Annotated in this window: 17 protein-coding genes and 1 pseudogene; 6 read left to right on the forward strand and 12 right to left on the reverse strand. The window is 68.0% G+C overall.

Annotation, left to right across the window (positions count from 1 at the left end):
* Nucleotides 1-113: 113 nt before the first annotated feature.
* Nucleotides 114-1,208 (reverse strand): phosphate ABC transporter substrate-binding protein PstS, encoded by a 1,095-nt coding sequence (gene pstS, locus CSC78_RS17715; RefSeq protein ID WP_162339191.1) that lies wholly within the window; start codon nt 1,206-1,208, stop codon nt 114-116.
* A 235-nt stretch (nt 1,209-1,443) separates the two neighbouring features.
* The gene (gene pstS / locus CSC78_RS17720) at nt 1,444-2,445 is read right to left on the reverse strand and encodes a phosphate ABC transporter substrate-binding protein PstS (RefSeq protein WP_379608946.1); all 1,002 of its coding nucleotides are present in this window, start codon (nt 2,443-2,445) and stop codon (nt 1,444-1,446) included.
* Nucleotides 2,446-2,898: 453 nt separating this feature from the next.
* Here pstS (CSC78_RS17720) and CSC78_RS17725 point away from each other — a divergent pair, with 453 nt between their 5' ends.
* Nucleotides 2,899-4,197 (forward strand): OprO/OprP family phosphate-selective porin, encoded by a 1,299-nt coding sequence (locus tag CSC78_RS17725; protein ID WP_162339193.1) that lies wholly within the window; start codon nt 2,899-2,901, stop codon nt 4,195-4,197.
* Nucleotides 4,198-4,274: 77 nt separating this feature from the next.
* Here the strand turns inward: CSC78_RS17725 and CSC78_RS17730 are convergent, their stop codons facing one another.
* From CSC78_RS17730 to asnB, 5 genes are read right to left on the reverse strand one after another with little or no spacing between them, the layout of a single operon-like run.
* Entirely contained in the window at nt 4,275-5,315 is a 1,041-nt protein-coding gene (locus CSC78_RS17730; RefSeq protein WP_162339194.1) for a GNAT family N-acetyltransferase, read from the reverse strand.
* A complete protein-coding gene (gene nadE / locus CSC78_RS17735) occupies nt 5,312-6,313 on the reverse strand; it encodes an NAD(+) synthase (protein ID WP_162339195.1) in 1,002 nt (333 codons plus the stop codon). Before nadE ends, CSC78_RS17730 begins: the two co-directional genes overlap by 4 nt.
* On the reverse strand, nt 6,310-7,227 hold the full coding sequence (locus CSC78_RS17740) for a N5-glutamine methyltransferase family protein (RefSeq protein WP_162339196.1): 918 nt from the start codon (nt 7,225-7,227) through the stop codon (nt 6,310-6,312). Before CSC78_RS17740 ends, nadE begins: the two co-directional genes overlap by 4 nt.
* On the reverse strand, nt 7,224-7,481 hold the full coding sequence (locus CSC78_RS17745) for an acyl carrier protein (protein ID WP_162339197.1): 258 nt from the start codon (nt 7,479-7,481) through the stop codon (nt 7,224-7,226). The genes CSC78_RS17740 and CSC78_RS17745 overlap by 4 nt, the downstream gene beginning before the upstream one ends.
* 2 nt (nt 7,482-7,483) lie before the next feature.
* Nucleotides 7,484-9,454, reverse strand: coding sequence for an asparagine synthase (glutamine-hydrolyzing) (gene asnB / locus CSC78_RS17750; protein ID WP_162339198.1), 1,971 nt, complete (start codon nt 9,452-9,454; stop codon nt 7,484-7,486).
* A gap of 452 nt (nt 9,455-9,906) precedes the next feature.
* On the opposite strand from asnB, the gene CSC78_RS17755 reads away from it, so the two are divergent.
* Nucleotides 9,907-11,496, forward strand: coding sequence for a M28 family metallopeptidase (locus CSC78_RS17755; RefSeq protein ID WP_162339220.1), 1,590 nt, complete (start codon nt 9,907-9,909; stop codon nt 11,494-11,496).
* Between the two features lie 27 nt (nt 11,497-11,523).
* Here the strand turns inward: CSC78_RS17755 and CSC78_RS17760 are convergent.
* From CSC78_RS17760 to CSC78_RS17775, 4 genes and pseudogenes are all read right to left on the reverse strand, one after another.
* Nucleotides 11,524-11,625 (reverse strand): annotated as a pseudogene (locus CSC78_RS17760) (endonuclease III); the annotation flags it as partial.
* A gap of 68 nt (nt 11,626-11,693) precedes the next feature.
* Complete coding sequence (gene nth / locus CSC78_RS17765) at nt 11,694-12,359, reverse strand: endonuclease III (protein ID WP_162339199.1); 666 nt, start codon at nt 12,357-12,359, stop codon at nt 11,694-11,696.
* A complete protein-coding gene (locus tag CSC78_RS17770) occupies nt 12,356-12,718 on the reverse strand; it encodes a hypothetical protein (RefSeq protein ID WP_162339200.1) in 363 nt (120 codons plus the stop codon). Before CSC78_RS17770 ends, nth begins: the two co-directional genes overlap by 4 nt.
* A gap of 15 nt (nt 12,719-12,733) precedes the next feature.
* Nucleotides 12,734-13,516: an enoyl-CoA hydratase/isomerase family protein gene (locus tag CSC78_RS17775; RefSeq protein ID WP_162339201.1), complete on the reverse strand. Its 783-nt coding sequence runs from the start codon at nt 13,514-13,516 to the stop codon at nt 12,734-12,736.
* Between the two features lie 166 nt (nt 13,517-13,682).
* On the opposite strand from CSC78_RS17775, the gene CSC78_RS17780 reads away from it, so the two are divergent.
* From CSC78_RS17780 to CSC78_RS17790, 3 genes are all read left to right on the forward strand, one after another.
* Nucleotides 13,683-14,384 (forward strand): FKBP-type peptidyl-prolyl cis-trans isomerase N-terminal domain-containing protein, encoded by a 702-nt coding sequence (locus CSC78_RS17780; protein ID WP_162339202.1) that lies wholly within the window; start codon nt 13,683-13,685, stop codon nt 14,382-14,384.
* A gap of 165 nt (nt 14,385-14,549) precedes the next feature.
* The gene (locus CSC78_RS17785; RefSeq protein WP_162339203.1) at nt 14,550-15,359 is read left to right on the forward strand and encodes a CoA pyrophosphatase; all 810 of its coding nucleotides are present in this window, start codon (nt 14,550-14,552) and stop codon (nt 15,357-15,359) included.
* A complete protein-coding gene (locus tag CSC78_RS17790; protein ID WP_162339204.1) occupies nt 15,356-16,213 on the forward strand; it encodes a sulfurtransferase in 858 nt (285 codons plus the stop codon). The genes CSC78_RS17785 and CSC78_RS17790 overlap by 4 nt, the downstream gene beginning before the upstream one ends.
* A gap of 11 nt (nt 16,214-16,224) precedes the next feature.
* Here the strand turns inward: CSC78_RS17790 and CSC78_RS17795 are convergent, their stop codons facing one another.
* A complete protein-coding gene (locus tag CSC78_RS17795; protein ID WP_162339205.1) occupies nt 16,225-17,001 on the reverse strand; it encodes an enoyl-CoA hydratase/isomerase family protein in 777 nt (258 codons plus the stop codon).
* 38 nt (nt 17,002-17,039) lie between these two features.
* On the opposite strand from CSC78_RS17795, the gene CSC78_RS17800 reads away from it, so the two are divergent.
* Nucleotides 17,040-17,483, forward strand: a complete 444-nt coding sequence (locus tag CSC78_RS17800) for a copper chaperone PCu(A)C (RefSeq protein WP_162339206.1) — start codon at nt 17,040-17,042, stop codon at nt 17,481-17,483.
* The last annotated feature ends 16 nt before the right edge of the window (nt 17,484-17,499 follow it).

Here is a 17,499-nt window from a genome sequence, read left to right on the forward strand (position 1 = left end):
CCCGGGAGGTGGGGGAGGGGCGGTTGACGCGTGAAGCGCTAGTGCACGGTGGTGCGGTTACCGCGTGATGACAGCGGGCCGCCCCACTGGACGGCCCGCGGATGACACATCGATCAAAGCTTGATCTCGGTGTTCCAGTACTGCTCGATCTGGCCGACCAGTTCCGGCGGCAGCGGCACGTAGTCCAGCTCGTTCGCCTGCGCCTGGCCCTGCTCGTAGGCCCACTTGAAGAACGCCAGCGTGTGCTTGGCCTTCGCGGCGTCCTTCGGCTGCTTGTAGACCAGGATGAAGTTGGTGGCGGTGATCGGCCACGCCTGCTCGCCCGGCGCATTGGTGATGACCAGGTTGAAGTCCTTGGCGTTCGCCCAGTCGGCACTGGCCGCGGCGGCGGCGAAGCTTTCCGGCGTGGGCTTCACGAACTGCCCGGCGGCGTTCTGCAGCGAGGCGTACGACATGTTGTTCTGTTCGGCATAGGCCAGTTCGACGTAACCGATCGAGCCCTTCAGCTGGCGCACGTAGGCGGCGACGCCTTCGTTGCCCTTGCCGCCGACGCCGCCCGGCCAGTTGACCGAGGTGCCTTCGCCGACCTTGGACTTCCACTCCGGGCTGACCTTGGCCAGGTAATTGACGAAGTTGAAGGTGGTGCCCGAACCATCGGAGCGGTGCACGGTGTTGATCTTGCCGGTGGGCAGGGTGACGCCGGGGTTCAGCGCGACGATCGCCGGGTCGTTCCAGGTGGTGATCTTGTGCAGGAAGATGTCCGCCAGCACGGTGCCGCTGAGCTTCAGCTGGCCCGGCTGCAGGCCCTCGACGTTGATGACCGGCACCACGCCGCCGATGACCGACGGGAACTGCGCCAGGCCGGCCTGGGCCAGCTCCTCGGACGAGAGCGGCTTGTCGGACGAGCCGAAATCGACGGTCGCGGCCTTGATCTGCGCGATGCCGCCGCCGGAGCCGATGGACTGGTAGTTGATCTTGGCGCCGGTGGCCTTGTTGTAGTCCGTGGACCAGCGGGCCATCAGCGGATAGATGAAGGACGCGCCCGCGCCGGTGAGTTCGGCGGAGATCTGCTGCGCGCCAGCGGCGGCGGTCGGGGCTGCGTCGGTGCCGGCCGTGGTGGCCGGGGCGTCGGTCTTGCCGCCGCAGGCGGCAGTGAAGAAGGCGGTGGCCAGGGCCAGCGTGGCCAGGCGGGCGGTACTGACGGGCATGGAGTCTCCGGACGGGTCGTGTGTGATCCACGCTATGAAATGATGTTTTTGTTACAGCGTGATGACATCGCCATCTCGCGCTGTCATGCGACGACCGGCGGGCCATGCCCAACGAACACGCCCAATAGACATGCCGAACAAAAAAGGGCGGGCCCGAAGGCCCGCCCGGTGATGTGGCGCGGGAGGGACGCCGCATCGGCGCCGGCACGGGGAGAGAGCGTGCCGACGGGTGCGATCAGTACTTCAGGTTGGCCTTCCAGTAGGTCTCGATCTGCTGGACCAGCGCCGGCGGCAGCGGCACGTAGTCGAGCGACTTGGCCTGGGCGTCGCCGTTGGCGTAAACCCAGCGGAAGAAGTCGCGCGCGTCCTTGTTGCCCTTCTTCGGCGCCTTGTACATCAGGATGAAGTTGGTGGCGGTGATCGGCCAGGACTGCGCGCCCGGGGCGTTGGTCATCACCAGGTAGAAGTCCTTCGACTTGCCCCACTCGGCGCTGGCGGCCGCGGCGGCGAAGCTCTCTTCGCTCGGCTGCACGAACTGGCCGGCTGCGTTCTTCAGGCTGGCGTAGGACATCCTGTTCTGCAGCGCGTAGGACAGTTCGACATAGCCGATGCCGCCCTTGATCTGCTTCACGTACGCGGCGACGCCTTCGTTGCCTTTGCCGCCCACGCCGGTCGGCCACTGCACGGTGGTGCCCTCACCGACCTTGGTCTTCCACTCCGGGCTGACCTTGGACAGGTAGTTGACGAAGTTGAAGGTGGTGCCCGAACCGTCCGAGCGACGGACGACGGTGATGCGCTGCGCCGGCAGGGTGACGCCCGGGTTGAGGGCGGCGATGGCCGGGTCGTTCCAGGTCTTGATGGTGCCCAGGAAGATGTTGGCCAGGGTCGGGCCGTCCAGCTTCAGCTGTCCCGGCTTCAGGCCGGCCACGTTCAGCACCGGCACCACGCCGCCGATCACCGACGGGAACTGCGCCAGGCCGTACTTGGCCAGCTCTTCCGGCTTCAGCGGGGCGTCGGACGAACCGAAGTCCACCGTGCCGGCCTTGATCTGCGCGATGCCGCCGCCCGACCCGATGGACTGGTAGTTGACGCGGTTGCTGGTGGCCTTGGCGTAGTCGGCGGACCACTTGGTCATCACCGGGTACACGAACGACGCGCCGGCGCCGGTCACGTCGGCGGCGAACGCCTGCGCCGAGAAGGCCGAGGCGAGCGCGAGCAGCGCGACGCGGGATTTGATCGAGTTGAGCACGGAAATCTCCTGGGAGAAGGCAGGGTGGAAGGACGGGGCATGCCCGTTGGGTGGCCATTCCACGACGTTTGTGTGACAGCCCCGTGTCGGCATTGCGACAGTCCGGTGACGTCGGGTGCGCGCCCGGTGGTCGCGGGTGCGCGAGTGTCGTGCGCAAGGTCAGGTGCAGGAGGGGAGGGCACTGTTCTCCAACGATCCGGTCTAGTGCCGGATCCATACATATAGGAGTGCCTGCGTGCGGAGCGCGCAGCCGCAGACGGGGTCTGCTCGCGCCTTGTCACGCCACTGTCATGAAACTCACATGTGACTGCAAGATTTCACTCCCATCCTTTAGCGCATCTTTGACGGGCGCTTAATGATTTCCGAAGGTGATCTCGGAAGCGAAGCAGGGCGCCCACGAAGCCTGTGCTCCTACTTCTTACTTCCACTCGGAGAGTCACCATGCGTTATTCCCTCCTGGCCGCCGCGCTTGCCGTCGCCATGGGCAGCACCAGCTTCTCGGCGTCCGCCGCCGACTCCCGCGATCAGACGATCGCCGAACTGAAGGCGCAGCTGGAAGCGCTGTCGGCCAAGGTGGCCGAGCTGGAAGAGCGCACCGATGCGCAGTCCGACGTGAACCTGGACACCGCGGCGCAGTTGGACAAGATCACCACCGGCTCGCCGAAGATCGATACCAAGGGCGGCGTGAAGGTCACCTCGGCCGACGGCAAGTTCGAAGCCAGCATCGGCGGCCGCATCCACTTCGACACCTATGCTTTCGACCGCGACCTGGCCAGCACCACCGGCACCACCGAATTCCGCCGCGCGCGCCTGACCCTGTCGGGCAAGGCCTACGGCTGGGACTACAAGATGGAGAACGATTTCGGCGCCGGCGGCGGCCTGGAGGGCTTCCGCGACGTCTACATCGCCAAGTCCGCGCTGGGCGGCAAGTTCACCATCGGCCACTTCAAGCCGTACCGCGCGATGGAAGAACTGACCAGCTCCAACGAACTGCTGACCATGGAGCGTCCGTTCGCGTCCGCGACCGGCCTGTTCTCCAGCCGCCAGTTCCAACAGGGCGTGGGCTATCTGCGCGCCGGCGACAACTACACGGCCGGCGTCAGCGTGTTCAATCTGCGCGGTGCCTCGGGTACCCGCAACGAAGGCGTCGGTTCGGCCGGTCGCGTGACCTTCGCGCCGATCAACAACGACAACAATACCCTGCACTTCGGTGCCTGGTACAGCTACGAGAATGCGAACCAGGGTTCGGACAATCTGTCGGCCTCGTTCAACTACGCCGGTCGCCGCGGTCCGTCGCAGAACATCGCGACCACCACGGGTGCCAGCCGCAACGAGGTCAGCGTCTACGCCGTGGAAGCGGCCGGTTCGTTCGGTCCGGCCTTCTTCCAGGCCGAGTACGCCGATGCCAGCTTCGGCCAGCCGCTGGGCGCGGACCAGGATGTCAAGACGTACTACGTGCAGGGCAGCTTCATGCTCAACGGCGGCCACAAGCCGTACAAGGGCGGCACCGGCGTGTTCGGTTCGCCGAAGGTCGCCGACAAGGGACTCTGGGAGCTGACCGGCCGCTATGACTACGCCGAGAACGAAACGCTGAACCGCGAGGTCACCAGCTGGATCCTCGGCATGAACTACTACGTCAACCCGAACCTGCGCTTCATGTTCAATTACACGCAGGGCGACAACGAAGTCACCGGCGACGAAACCGCCCAGTACGCGCTGCGCACGCAGTTCAGCTGGTAAGCCAGCGCCGGCCCGGATGACGGGCACGGCATCGCGAAGGGACATGCCACCGGCATGTCCCTTCTGCGTGGTGGGGACTATTCGTCCTCGTCGAACGGGGTCAGCCGGAACGCCGCGCGCGGTGCGGCGTCGTCCTGCTTCCAGCGCGCATACACCGGTCGTCCCTGGCGGACGAAGAAGCCGTGCCGGCGCAACAGCGCCTTCTCGCTGTCGGCAAGACAGCCTTCCAGCGAGATCGAGCGGCAGCCCAGCGCGTGTGCCGCGTCTGCGAGCACGGTCAGGCTGCGCGATGCACTGCCTGCCGGATCGGTCTTGAAGTCCACCACGTGCAGCGTGTCGCCCTGCTGTCGGCACACGAACCAGGCGCATGGCTGCGGCGCGCGGTCGCGCTGCACGTACAGGAAACGGAAGCTCGCCAGCGGGCAGCGCGCGAACCGCCATTCCAGCGCATCGCGATCGTGTACGCCTTCGAGCGTGCCGGGCCCGGACCATGCCTGCGCGTGCACGGTTTCATGCGGCGTGGTGCGCCATGCCGCATGCAGCCGGCGGCCGGCCATCCGGTGGAGCCGATCGCGCAGCCACACCAGGCGATCGATGCAGGCGCCCAGAAGCCCTGCGAGCGCCGCGGGCATCCGTCGCGCCAGATAGGGACCGTGCCGGACGATGCGCACGTAGGTGGTCATGTCGCCGACGTGCACGTAGCCAAGCCGTTTCACCACCGGCACGGCATGGGGGTTGGGGAACCCGTAGACCAGGTCGCCGTCCTGCAGCGCGGTGTCGCTGGCCGTGCGCTGCAGCAGCAAGGCCGGGCCGAGCATGCGATGGCCGGGCATGACCGCCATGTCGGCCAGCAGTCCGCTCCGCAGGTCGCGGCCGTCCAGCCGCATCCGCCGCCAGCCCACGCCGGCGGTGCCGACGATGGCGTGGCTGGGCTGATGCAACAGCACCTGCAGCAACGCGTCGTGCGGCGCGTGGCGGTAGAACCAGTCCAGTTTCAGCGAGCGAGCCTGGTCGTCATGCAGGCTCGATCGCCAGATGTCGACGACGGCATCGCGGTCGCGCACGACGTCGGCGCGCGCGACCGCATAGGGATTGCTGTCGGCGACCTGCGCACTCATGCGGCGTGCGCGCCCGCCCCGTCGCCGACCGAGACGTTGCCCAGCAGCACGGGGCGCAGGTGCAGCGGTGCCGTGCTGCGGCGCTTCCTCACGATGTCGGCGTAGACGGCCTCGGCCTGTTCCACCGTCATCTCCAGCACGCGCGCGAGGTCCGCGGCAGGCACGTCGTGTTCCAGCGCCCACAGCGCCAGGTCCATCGCGCGGTAGGGCAGCGCGAAGTAGAACTCGTCCTGGCCCTGCTCCAGGCTGTAGGTGTCGGTGGTCGGCTGGGCGCTGCACAGCCGCTCCGGCAGGCCGAGATGGCGTGCCATGCCATAGACCTGCGATTTGTAGAGGTGTGCGATCGGCTTGATGTCGGCCGAGCCGTCGCCGTTCTTCACGAAAAAGCCCTGGTCGTACTCCAGCCGGTTGGGCGTGCCCAGCACGGCGTAGTGCAGGCGGTCGGCATGGAAATACTCGATGGTCTTGCGCAGCCGCTGCTTGTAGCTGGTCGCGGCAACGATGGTCAGGTACTCGTGCAGGCGCAGTTCGCGCTCGTGCATCGCGCCGTCGGGCGACTGCGCGATCAGGCGGAAGCGGTTGATCGCGCCCTCGCTGCCGCCGGCGATGGCCAGCTTCATCTTCCAGTCGTCGCGATACTCCGGCAGCACCGTGCGCACGGCGGCGTCGCGCGCGGCATAGGCGCCGATCGCGTCCAGCGCCGGGGCGATGTCGAAGGTGTCCACGCTGACGCCCAGGGTGTCGGCCAGCAGGGTGGCGCGTGCCGCGCTGTCCGGATCGGAGTCGCGCTCGGGCAGGATCAGGCAGTGCACGCGCTCCTTGCCGAGTGCGCGCACGGCCAGCGCCGCGCACGCCGAGCTGTCGATGCCGCCGGAAATGGCGACCACCAGGCCCCGTCGGCGCAGCGATTGCGCCACGGTTTCGCGCAGGCGCGCGCAGATGCGTTCGGCTTCCTGTTCGTAATCGATGTCCAGTGCTTCCCAGCCGAATCCGCTCATCCGTTGTCTCCCGTAATGCGGTCCGCGCGGCGCGCCAGCAGCGCGCGCACGGCTCCGTCTCCATCGATCAGTTCGCGTACGTCGTCCCAGGCGCCGTCGTTGCGCAGGCGGCGCGCCATCGCCGGCCCCTGGCCAAGCCCGACCTCGAACGCGAGCCAGCCGCCGGGCTTCACGAACCGGACGGCGTCCTGCATCAGCCGGGCGAGCAACGACACGCCCAGCGGACCGCCATCGAAGGCGAGCCGCGGCTCGTGCGCCGAGATTTCCTCCGGCATCGCGCCGACCTTGCTGCTGCTGATGTACGGGGGATTGCAGAGCAGCAGGTCGACCGCGCCATGGAACACGGGCGTGTCGAACGGGGCGAGCAGGTCGCCGGCGTGGAATTCGACGCGGTCGGCCAGGCCGAGCAACGTCGCGTTGCGGCGCGCCAGCGCCACCGCGTCTTCACTCAGGTCGGCGCCGAACACGCGCAGGCCGGCGACATGGTGCGCCAGCGCCAACGCCAGGTTGCCGGACCCGGTGCAGACATCCACCGCGATGCCGGGTGGGCCGTCTGCGCCGCGGCTCTGCGCAAGCCCGATCACCGCCTGTCCCAGCAGTTCGGTTTCGCGGCGCGGAATCAGCGCCTCCGGGCCCGCCAGCAGCTCCAGGCCGAGGAAATGCTGCCGTCCGGTCAGGTGCGCCAGCGGCGTGCCGGCGAGGCGCTTCCCGATCAGGTCGTCCAGGCGCCGTTCGGCAGCCTCGTCCAACTCGGAGAGCATGGCGGCGGCGGCGGCGACGGCCGAGAGCGGCGAGCCCGTCGCGGCGGACCACAATGCGCGCAGCGTGTTCTCCGGCGTCTCCTCCGGCTTGTCGTGCGCTGCCTGCCAGTGGGCCTGCAGCGTGCGCAGTCGCTGTTCGGCTGCTGCGGTCATGCCGCCTTCGAGCGCATGACGAACGATACGATCCGGTCCACCGAGTCGAAGTTCTCGGGCACCATGGCCGCATCGTTGACCTTCATGGCGAAGTTCTCCTCGATCACCAGCACCAGCTCGAGCACACCGGTCGAGTCGATCACGCCCATGTCGAGCAACGACGCATCGTCGGAGAGCCTGGCCTGGTCGTTGGTGAACATCAGGTTGTTGAGGATGTGGCCGCGGATCTTTTCGCGGATGGCGGTTTCGGTCATGGTCATTCCGTCCCGGTGGCAGGCAATGGGTTGGTCAGCGGCGCGCGCCGGCGGATGAAGGCGTCGTGCAGCAGCATGGTCGAGAGGATGCCGACGAAGGCCTGGTTGTCGGCGAAGCCCACCGCGCGACCGTTGCGGCACTTCTCGAACAGCAGCCGGACCTTGCCGGCATCGAAGCAACCGGCATCGCGGATGCGCTCGGGCGACAGCAATTCGTCGACGTAGTCGGCCGGGCGGCCGTCGGTGAAAAAGCTGCTGGCGTCCGGCGCACGGTAAGGCTGCTTGGTGCGGCGGGCGATCTCCGGCGGCAGCAGCGGCGCCAGCGCCTTGCGCAGGATGTGCTTCTCGGTCAGGCCGCGCAGCTTCCATTGCGGTGGCAGCCGGTTGGCGAATTCGATCAGCCGGTGATCGAGGAACGGGAAGCGGCCCTCGATGGAGTTGGCCATCGCCACGCGGTCGCCCTGCGATGACAGCAGGTAGGCGGCCATCAGCGACTTCGCTTCCACATACTGGTCGCGTGCCAGGGGCGACCAGCTGTCGATCGTGGCGGGCAACCGCTGTTCGTAGAACGAGAACGGGTCGAAGCCGGCGACGCGCGATTGCAGTTCCGGCGACAGGAACGCAAGCGCGCGGCGCGAGGTCGTCCAGCGCGGCGCATGCGCGAATACCGGGCGCGGCAGGTGCTCCATGCCCTGGCCGAAGAACGAGCGGGCGAATCCCGGTGTGCCCACCGGCGAGTGCTTCAGGTAGCCGTACAGGCGTCCCAGCAGCAGGTGGCGCCACTGCGACTCCGGGTTGCGCGCCCAGAAGCGGCGCACCTTCGCTTCCTTGAACAGGTCGTAGCCGCCGAACACCTCGTCGGCGCCTTCCCCGGTCAGCACCACCTTGTAGCCCGAACGGCGGACCAGGCCCGACAGCAGCATCAACGGCACCGGCGCGGTGCGCAGCACGGGCGCCTCGGTGTGATGGATCAGCGTGGGGAACGCGTCGGCGATGTCGCGGCGCGTGCAGTGCAGGGTGGTGTGCTCGGTGCCGAGGTGGCGCACCATCGTCTGCTGCTGTTCGCGTTCGTCGAACTCGGCGTCCTCGAACGTCACCGAGAACGTGCGCACCGCCGCGATGCCGCTGCGCTTCACCAGCGCCACGATGCCGGACGAGTCCAGCCCGCCGCTCAGGTAGGCACCCACCGGCACATCGGCGCGCAGCTGCAGGCGGACCGCGTCATCCAGCAGGTCGCGCAACTCGTGCACGGCATCGTCGAAGGAGGCGAAGGCCGGTGCGTCGCCCGCGCGGGGGAAGCTCCAGTCCCAGTACTGCGTGAGCGTGCGCGTGCCGTCCGCTTCCACCGCCAGCAGATGGCCGGGCGGCAGGCTGTCGATGCCGGAGAACAGCGTGTCCGGATCGCAGGGGCCCCAGAAGGTGAACGCCTGCGCGAGGCCGTCGGGATTGAAGGTCGCGCGTTCCGGCAGCGCCGCCAGCAGCGCCTTGATCTCGGATGCGAACCACACGCGGCCCCGCGCGGTCGCGTGATAGAGCGGGCGGATGCCGGCGCGGTCGCGCGCCAGCAGCAGCCGGCGCCGCAGCGTGTCCCACACCGCGATCGCGAACTGCCCGTTGAGCCGTTCGACGAAGCGGTCGCCGTCGCGGTGGTAGAGGTGGACGATGACTTCGGTGTCGGAGCGCGTGCGGAAGCGATAGCCCTGTGCTTCCAGTTCCTCGCGCAACTCGACGTAGTTGAAGATCTCGCCGTTGAAGACCGTCCAGACGGTTTCGGTGCCGTCGTGCAGCGGCTGCTGGCCGGTGGCCAGGTCGATGATCGCCAGACGCGCATGCGCCAGTCCCACGCCGGGCTCCACGTGCGTGCCGCTGCCATCCGGTCCGCGATGGTGCAGCGTGCCGATCATGTGCTGCAACGTCGCCCGGTCCTCGGGAACGCCCTGCACTGCGCCAGCGAAACCTGCGATGCCGCACATGGTCAGATGTCGCCAGTGATCGGCGACATGCGGACCATCCGTTGCGAATGCTGGCGTGGATGCGGTCGCGGCGATGGCATGGTGTCGTGTGTTTTCCGGGCACGCCACGGGCGGCGCACCCAAAGGGAGGGTCGGAAGGTGGGGGGACGCCCCGATGGCCCCCGTGTTGCTTCTGCTTTCCCCGGATTGAACGGACGTCGGATCACATTCCGGACAGCACGGAGGTCGTCATGCACTTCCCCGGAGGCGGTCCGGCTGCCGTCACGATGCCAGACCAAACCGGATCGCCTGAGCGTTGCCAGGTCCAGAGGTCCACTCCCGACCATGACCATTGGCAGGGGTCCGTCGCGCGCTGCGTGGAGACACTGGGGCACGATGTCGGGGTAGCCCGATGTCCGGGGATGGGGATCTTTCAAGAACCAGGGGGCGTGGTGAAGCGATTGGTGGCCGGCATGGCGTTGTGGGCGGGGATGTCGATGGCAGGCGTGGCGCAGGCCGCCGAGCCGGTCGACCTGGACATGGTGGCGAAGATCCGCAGCGAGGCGCTCCACCGCTCGCAGGCCGCCGCCAACCTGAAGGAGCTGACCGAGACCATCGGGCCGCGCCTGACCAATTCGCCCAACTACACGCAGGCCAGCGCCTGGGCGCGCGGCAAGCTGTCCGGTTGGGGCCTGTCCAACGTCCACGACGAGGTCTACGACCCGGCATTCGGCCGGGGGTGGGCATTCCGTGCATCGCGCGTGGAAATGCTGTCGCCGCGCCAGTTGCCGGTACACGCGCTGCCCAAGGCCTGGACGCGCGGTACCGATGGTCCGGTCGAGGGCGAGGTGGTGCTGGCCTCGTTCAAGACGCTGGAGGACATCGAGAAGCAGCGCGGCAAGCTGCGCGGACGCATCGTGCTGGTGGATGAAGCACGTGCCTACAAGCCTTCGGAGAAGACCGATTTCCGTCGCTACAGCGAGGCCGAACTGGGCGAACTGCAGACCTTCCCCATGCCGGAAGACACCGCGCCCGACGCGCAGCAGAAGCGCCTGGACGAGTACCGCAAGCGCATCGCCCTGAGCAAGGCGCTGAATACCTTCCTCGCCGAGGAAGGCGTGCTGGCCACGCTGTCGATCAGTTCATGGGACAACGGCATCATCCGCGCGACCGGCGGCGGCGCGCGCAAGGCTGGCGAACCGGTGGGCGTGACCGAGCTGGTCCTGCCTGCCGAACACTACAACCCGCTGGTGCGCGCCGTGCAGGGCAAGCAGCCGGTGCGGCTGCGCATCGACGTGGATTCCGCGTTCACCAGCGAACAGGACCTGCCGGCGACCAACACGTTCGCCGAGATTCCCGGCAGCGGGAAAGTGGATGAAGTGGTCATCATCGGCGCGCACCTGGACTCGTGGCATACCGGCACCGGCGCCAGCGACAACGGTGCGGGCGTGGTCGTCATGATGGAAGCCATGCGCATCCTCAAGACGATCGGCGCCAAGCCGCGGCGCACGATCCGCCTCGCACTGTGGGGTGGCGAAGAGCAGGGCCTGCATGGCTCGGCAGGCTACGTGGCCCGGTATCTGGCCGATTATCCCGAGCCCACCGATCCCGAACAGAAGGCGTTGCCGCGCGCCTACCAGCGCGGCACCGGCCCGCTGCAGCGCCGGCGCGGCTACGACCGCTTCTCGACCTACTTCAACTTCGACAATGGTACCGGCCGCATCCGCGGCATCTATGCGCAGGAGAACCATGCCGCCGTGCCGATCTTCAAGGCGTGGCTGGAGCCGTTCAACGACCTGGGCGCAAGCATCGTCACCACGCGCAACACCGGCAGCACCGACCACATCTCGTTCGATCGCGTCGGCCTGCCGGGATTCCAGTTCGTGCAGGATCCGGCGGACTACTTCACCCATGTCCACCACACCCACCTGGACACCTACGACCACGTGGTGCCGGAAGACCTGAAGCAGGCCGCGGCGATCATCGCCTCGTTCGCCTGGCACGCCGCGATGCGCGAGGAACGGCTGCCGCGCAAGCCGTTCGTGGAGCGCGACGCGCAGTAGGCAGAGTCGAGAGGCCGCCGCCGACTCTCAGGCGACGGTCTTTTCCTTGAAGCGGCAGATGTCGCGGATCACGCACTGCGGACAGTCGGGCTTGCGGGCCTTGCAGACGTAACGCCCGTGCAGGATCAGCCGGCCCGCAGTGGCGTGTATGCGCCCTCTTCAATGAGGTCGCGCCGGCGGCAGACGATCTTGCCGCGTCAGGCGGCGGTCTTTTCCTTGAAGCGGCAGATGTCGCGGATCACGCACTGCGGACAGTCCGGCTTGCGCGCCTTGCAGACGTAACGCCCGTGCAGGATCAGCCAGTGATGCGCGTCCTGCATGAACTCCGCCGGCACCACCTTCAACAGCCGATCCTCCACCGCGCGCACATCCTTGCCCGGCGCCAGGCCGGTGCGGTTGGCGACGCGGAAGATATGCGTGTCGACGGCGATCGTGGGCTCGCCGAAGGCGGTGTTCAGCACCACGTTCGCGGTCTTGCGGCCCACGCCGGGCAGGGCTTCGAGCGCGTCGCGCGAACGCGGCACTTCGCGGCCGTGTTCGTCGATCAGGATCCGGCAGGTGGCGATGACGTTCTTCGCCTTGGCATTGAACAGGCCGATGGTCGAGATGTACTTCTTCAGCCCGTCCTCGCCCAGCGCGAGGATGGCGGCGGGGGTGTTGGCGACCGGAAACAGCCGCCGCGTCGCCTTGTTGACGCCCACGTCGGTCGCCTGCGCCGACAGCGTCACCGCGACCAGCAGTTCGAACGGCGTGCGGTACTCCAGTTCGGTGGTCGGCTTGGGGTTGAGCTCTCGCAGGCGCGAGAACAGCTCGACGACCTCGGCGCGCGTGAGCGTGGCGCTGCGCCGGGGTGCTGTCGTCATCGTTCCATCCTCTCGGCCGCCTTGGCCTTGGCGCGCGCGAGGATCGCGGCGGCGGCGGTCGGCAGGGCAGGGCGTGCGGGCTGTGCGCTTTCCGCAACGTCGGTGACCTTCAGTCGGCGCGCTTCCCGCTCCGCCGCGCGGCGCGCCAGCCGGGCCTCGCGCTGCCGGTAGCGTTCGCGCGCGTCCCACGCCGTGCGCAGGCGCTGCTGGGTCTGCATGACCACGATGATGCTGTCGTCCACGCAACCGCAGGGCTGGAACGCCATCAGTCCCGCCTCGATCGCAGCATCGACGTCGCCAGCCACGAGCTGCGCGTGGAACGCGCGTGCCTGGTCGCAAGCGGAGCAGGGAGTGGACACGTGTGCTGTCGCGGCTCAGCGGCCCGCGAACGCTGGCTTGCGGCGCTCGACGAAGGCGCGCGTGCCTTCGCGCATGTCGTCGGTCGCGAACATCAGGCCGAATTGCGCGCTTTCGTATTGCAGGCCTTCCTCGATGCCGCATTCGCCGCCGATGTTGACCACGTCGAGCGTCGCGCGCAGCGCCAGCGGCGCCGAGGCGGCCAGCTGGGCGGCGATCTTCAGCGTCTCGGCTTCCAGATCCGCCGCGGGCACCACGCGGGTGACGATGCCCAGCTGGAGCGCGCGCTCTGCCGTGACCGGTGCGCCGAGCAGGCACAGCTCCAGCGTGGCGGACCGCCCGGCCAGCCGCAGCAGGCGCTGGCTGCCGCCGAACCCCGGGATCAGGCCCAGGTTGATTTCCGGCTGGCCGACCTTGGCGCTGTCCGCGGCGATGCGCAGGTGGCAGCCCATCGCCAGTTCGAGCCCGCCGCCCAGTGCGAACCCGTTGACCATCGCGATCACCGGCTTGGGCAGCGTCTCGATGGTGCGCATCAGCTTCTGGCCGCGCAGCGAGAAATCCCGGCCCTCGGTCGGGCGCAGGTCCGCCATCTCGGCGATGTCGGCGCCGGCGACGAAGGCCTTGGGGCCGGCGCCTGTGAGCACTACGACCCGCACGGCGGCATCGGCCGCCGCCGCGTCGAAGGCCGTCTGCAGGGCATCCAGCGTGGCGGCGTTGAGGGCATTCAGCTTGTCGGGGCGGTTGACGGTGATGCGGCGGATGCCGGCGTCGTCGGCGACAAGGACAAGGTGTTCGGACATGGGTTTTCCGGGGATTTTTGTAAATTCTGGGTGAAATCGGAACTCTGCCGACAAGGTCTGGTCAGACCCGCCTGTCGTCAGTGGCGGTTAAGCGCCCCGGCGGCTATCCTAGCGCGTCCATTCCAGACGGTATGCCGCCGTCGCCCTATCTTCGGAGAGTGTGTTGATGAAGTTGCGTTCGATTGCGGTCGCTGTTGCGGCATTCGCCATGGCCGGTAGCGCCCTGGCCCAGGACGTCTCGTCCGAGAAAGGCAAGCTGAGCTACTACTTCGGTTACGACTACGGCAACAACCTTGCCGAACTGACCGCGCGTGGCGAGCAGCTGGACATCAATTCCGTGGTGAAGGGCCTGCAGGACGCCTATGCCAAGAAGCAGCCGGCGCTGACGGCCGACCAGCTGAAGCCGGCACTGGAAGCCTTCCAGAAGCGCGAGCAGTCCCGCGCCCAGCAGGCCAAGGCCGAGTACGACAAGGTCGCCGGCGAGAACAAGACCAAGAGCGACCAGTTCATCGCCCAGTACAAGGGCCAGGCGGGCGTGAAGACGCTGGCCAGCGGCGTGCCCTACAAGGTGATGGAGAACGGTACCGGTGCGAAGCCGACCCAGGCCAGCACGGTCGAGTTGCTGGTGTCCGGTCCATATCCGTTCGGCCAGCGTCCGGCGGAAGCCCGCCCGCCGCAGCCGATGAAGGACCTGAAGATCAGCGCCGTCGAGATGCCGGCCATGCGTGAGGCCCTGCTGCAGATGTCGGCCGGTGCCAAGTGGGAAGTGGCGCTGCCGCCGGACAAGGCCTATGGTGCCGACCCGCGCACCGGCTTCCCGCCGAACGTGGCCGTCGTGTTCGAGATCAAGCTGGTCAGCGTCAAGTGACGCAATGACGCGTCCGCGCACCGCGCGGACGCCTCTGTCATTGCGTCATCCCCGCGAAGGCGGGGATCCAGTGACTTTGTTCCCCCTGCGCCGGCCTAGTGCCGGCGCAGTGCTTTCCAGCGCAGGGCGGCGTTTCCGCGCTACCCTCCGCAGGTGCCCGAAGCCATGAATACCGCATTCCGCGCCGTGTTGAGTCCATGCATCGGCGTCTGCACACTGGACTCCAATGGACTGTGCGAAGGCTGCCTCCGCACCACGTCCGAGATCGCACGCTGGTCGCAGATGAACGATGACGAACGCCTGCGTCTGATGGAGCATGTGCTGCCTGCACGCGAGCACGCGCGTGCGCCGTTCGCGCTCGAGCAGCGGTTGCGTGAGGGCGGGGATCTGCGTCGAGCCCTGCATCCGCTGGGCGACGTGCCGAGTGAGGCAGGCTGGAACCACGACGACCTCATCGACCTGTTGCCGCCCGGTCCGCTGGCCGAGGCGGCGGTGCTGGCGGGTCTCGTTCCGCGCAAGGACGGCACGCAGGTGTTGCTGACGCGTCGTACCGACGGATTGCGCCACCACGGGGGGCAGGTAAGTTTCCCCGGTGGCCGCATCGAGCCTTCCGATGCCGATGCGGTCGCGGCGGCGCTGCGCGAGAGCCACGAGGAGATCGCCTTGCCGGCGTCGCAGGTCACGCCGCTCGGTTTCCTGGACCCCTTCACCACCATCAGCGGATTCCGCGTGGTGCCGGTGGTCGCGCTGGTCGATCCCGCCTTCGTGCCGGTGCCCGAGCCGAACGAAGTGGCCGACGTGTTCGAGGTACCGCTCGACTATCTGCTGTCGCCCGACAACCTGCGCCGTGTCGAGGTCGACTATCGCGGGCGCCGCCGCGTGGTGCTCGAGTACGCATGGCCCGGCCAGCGCATCTGGGGCGCGACGGCGGCCATCCTGTTCAACCTGCGGCAACGGCTGGAGCAACTGGCATGAACTGGACGACCCTCGTCGATACCGCCGCACTGTCCGCTGCCCTCGGCGACCCCGGATTGCGGCTGGTCGACGCGCGTTTCGTGATGCTCAATGCCGCGCCGGATGCCGGTCGCGAAGCTTATGCCGCATCGCACCTGCCCGGCGCCGTCTACGCGGACCTCAATCTAGACCTGTCCGACCTGTCGAAGGTCGGCGAAGGCCGGCATCCGCTGCCGGACAGCGATGTGTTCGCGCGCAAGCTGGGCGAGTGGGGGATCGGGCCGTCGCACCAGGTGGTGGTCTACGACGCCGGCGACGGCAGCATGGCGGCCGCGCGCCTGTGGTGGTTGTTGAAGCTGATGGGGCATGCCCGCGTGGCGGTGCTCGATGGCGGATTGGCCGCGTGGCGTGCCGCGGGCGGCCAGGAGACCGCCGAGCTTCCAGCGCTGGCGCCCGCTGCGGCGTACCCGTCGCGTTTCGATACGGACCAATTCGTCGAGGCTTCAGACATCCTGGCGCGGCTGGATGCGGACAGCGGCTGGCTGATCGATGCGCGTGCCGCCGAGCGCTTCCGCGGCGACGTCGAGCCCATCGATCCGGTCGCCGGGCATGTGCCCGGCGCGCTCAATCGTCCTTTCGCCCAGAACCTGCGTGACGGCCGCTTCAAGCCGGCCGACGAGCTACGCGCCGAGTTGTCGACGCTGCTGCGGAACCGCTCGCCCATGGACACCATGCTGATGTGCGGCTCCGGCGTGACCGCGTGCCATCTGCTGCTCGCCTTCGAACATGCGGGCCTGCACGGCGCACGCATTTATCCCGGTTCCTGGAGCGGCTGGATCAGTGATCCGTCGCACCCGGTTGCGCGCGGCGACTGACGAAGCGTTGCCTACTTCTTCAGCTTGTCCACCAGCGCCCGCAGCGCGGTCTGCGTGTCGGGCGCATGCCAGGCATCGACGAAACGTTCCAACTGGATCAGCGCCGGATCCAGTGCATCGACCAGGTCACGACGGGCGAGCGTGCGCGTCTGCAGCATCGGATGGTGCGGCAGGCGCAGCAGCTGCTGCAGCCATGCAACGGAGCGTGCGGTGACCTCGTCCTGGTCGACGAGTTCATCGACCAGCCCGATTTCCAGCGCGCGCTCGGCCGGTACCATCTCGCCGGCAACCAGCAGGCGTTCGGCGCGATAAGGGCCGACGACGCGGCGCATCAAGCGTTGGATGCCCTCCGGCACCACCAGGCCCACCTGGGTTTCGTTCAAGCCGAGCGCGAACGGGCGCGCCGGGTCCGCGCTGCGCGCCATCACCCGGTAGTCGCAGCACAGCGCCAGCACGCAGCCGCCTGCAGGCGCGTGGCCGGTGATAGCGGCGACGACCGGCACACGCGATTCGGCCAGCGTACGCGCCGCGCCGAAGAACGCCTGCCACGCATCGAGCAGAGCGTGGCGGTTGTCGCCGAGCGACAGCAGGTAGGGGACGTCCATGCCGGCGGAGAAGATCTTCGGATTGCCTGCCAGCACGATGCCGCGCGTGCCATGGTCCAGCGCGGCGTTGAGGGCGTCGATGAGCGCGCGGCACAGCTCGGTGTTGAGCGCGTTGACCGGCGCACGCGCCAGGCGGATCTCGCGGATGTCGCCGTGGTCGGCGGTTTCGATAAGGCCCGTCATTCATCCGCTCCCTGAGGTCAGGCCGGTATCATAGGCGCATGAACCATCGCACCGGAATGATCGGCCTCGCGGCCCTGTTGATGTCGTGCTGGGGCACGGTCCATGCGGCCGAATGCCTGCCGGTCGCCAAGGCGGCCTGGGTGCGCCTGCCGCCGGTCGCGATGCCGATGATGGCCGGCTTCGTACGCATCGAGAATCCGTGCAAGACGCCGATCAGCATTGTCGGCGCAGAAAGCCTCGCCTTCGAGGATGTGTCGCTGCACGAGACGCGCGAAGAGGGCGGCGTCAGTCGCATGCGCGAAGTGGCTGCGTTGCCAATCGCGCCCGGCAAGGCTGTCGAGCTGAAGCCGGGGGGGCTGCACCTGATGCTGCATGGCCCGTACCAGCCGCTGGCCGAAGGCGAGAAGCCGGTGATCACGCTGAAGCTGGCCGATGGCCGCTCGTTGCCGGTGGTGTTCGAGGTGCGGAAGGGCGCGCCCTGATCCGGGCTGTTGTGGG

Origin of the sequence: Pseudoxanthomonas japonensis, from assembly GCF_010093445.1 — a bacterium.
GTDB lineage: Bacteria > Pseudomonadota > Gammaproteobacteria > Xanthomonadales > Xanthomonadaceae > Pseudoxanthomonas_A > Pseudoxanthomonas_A japonensis.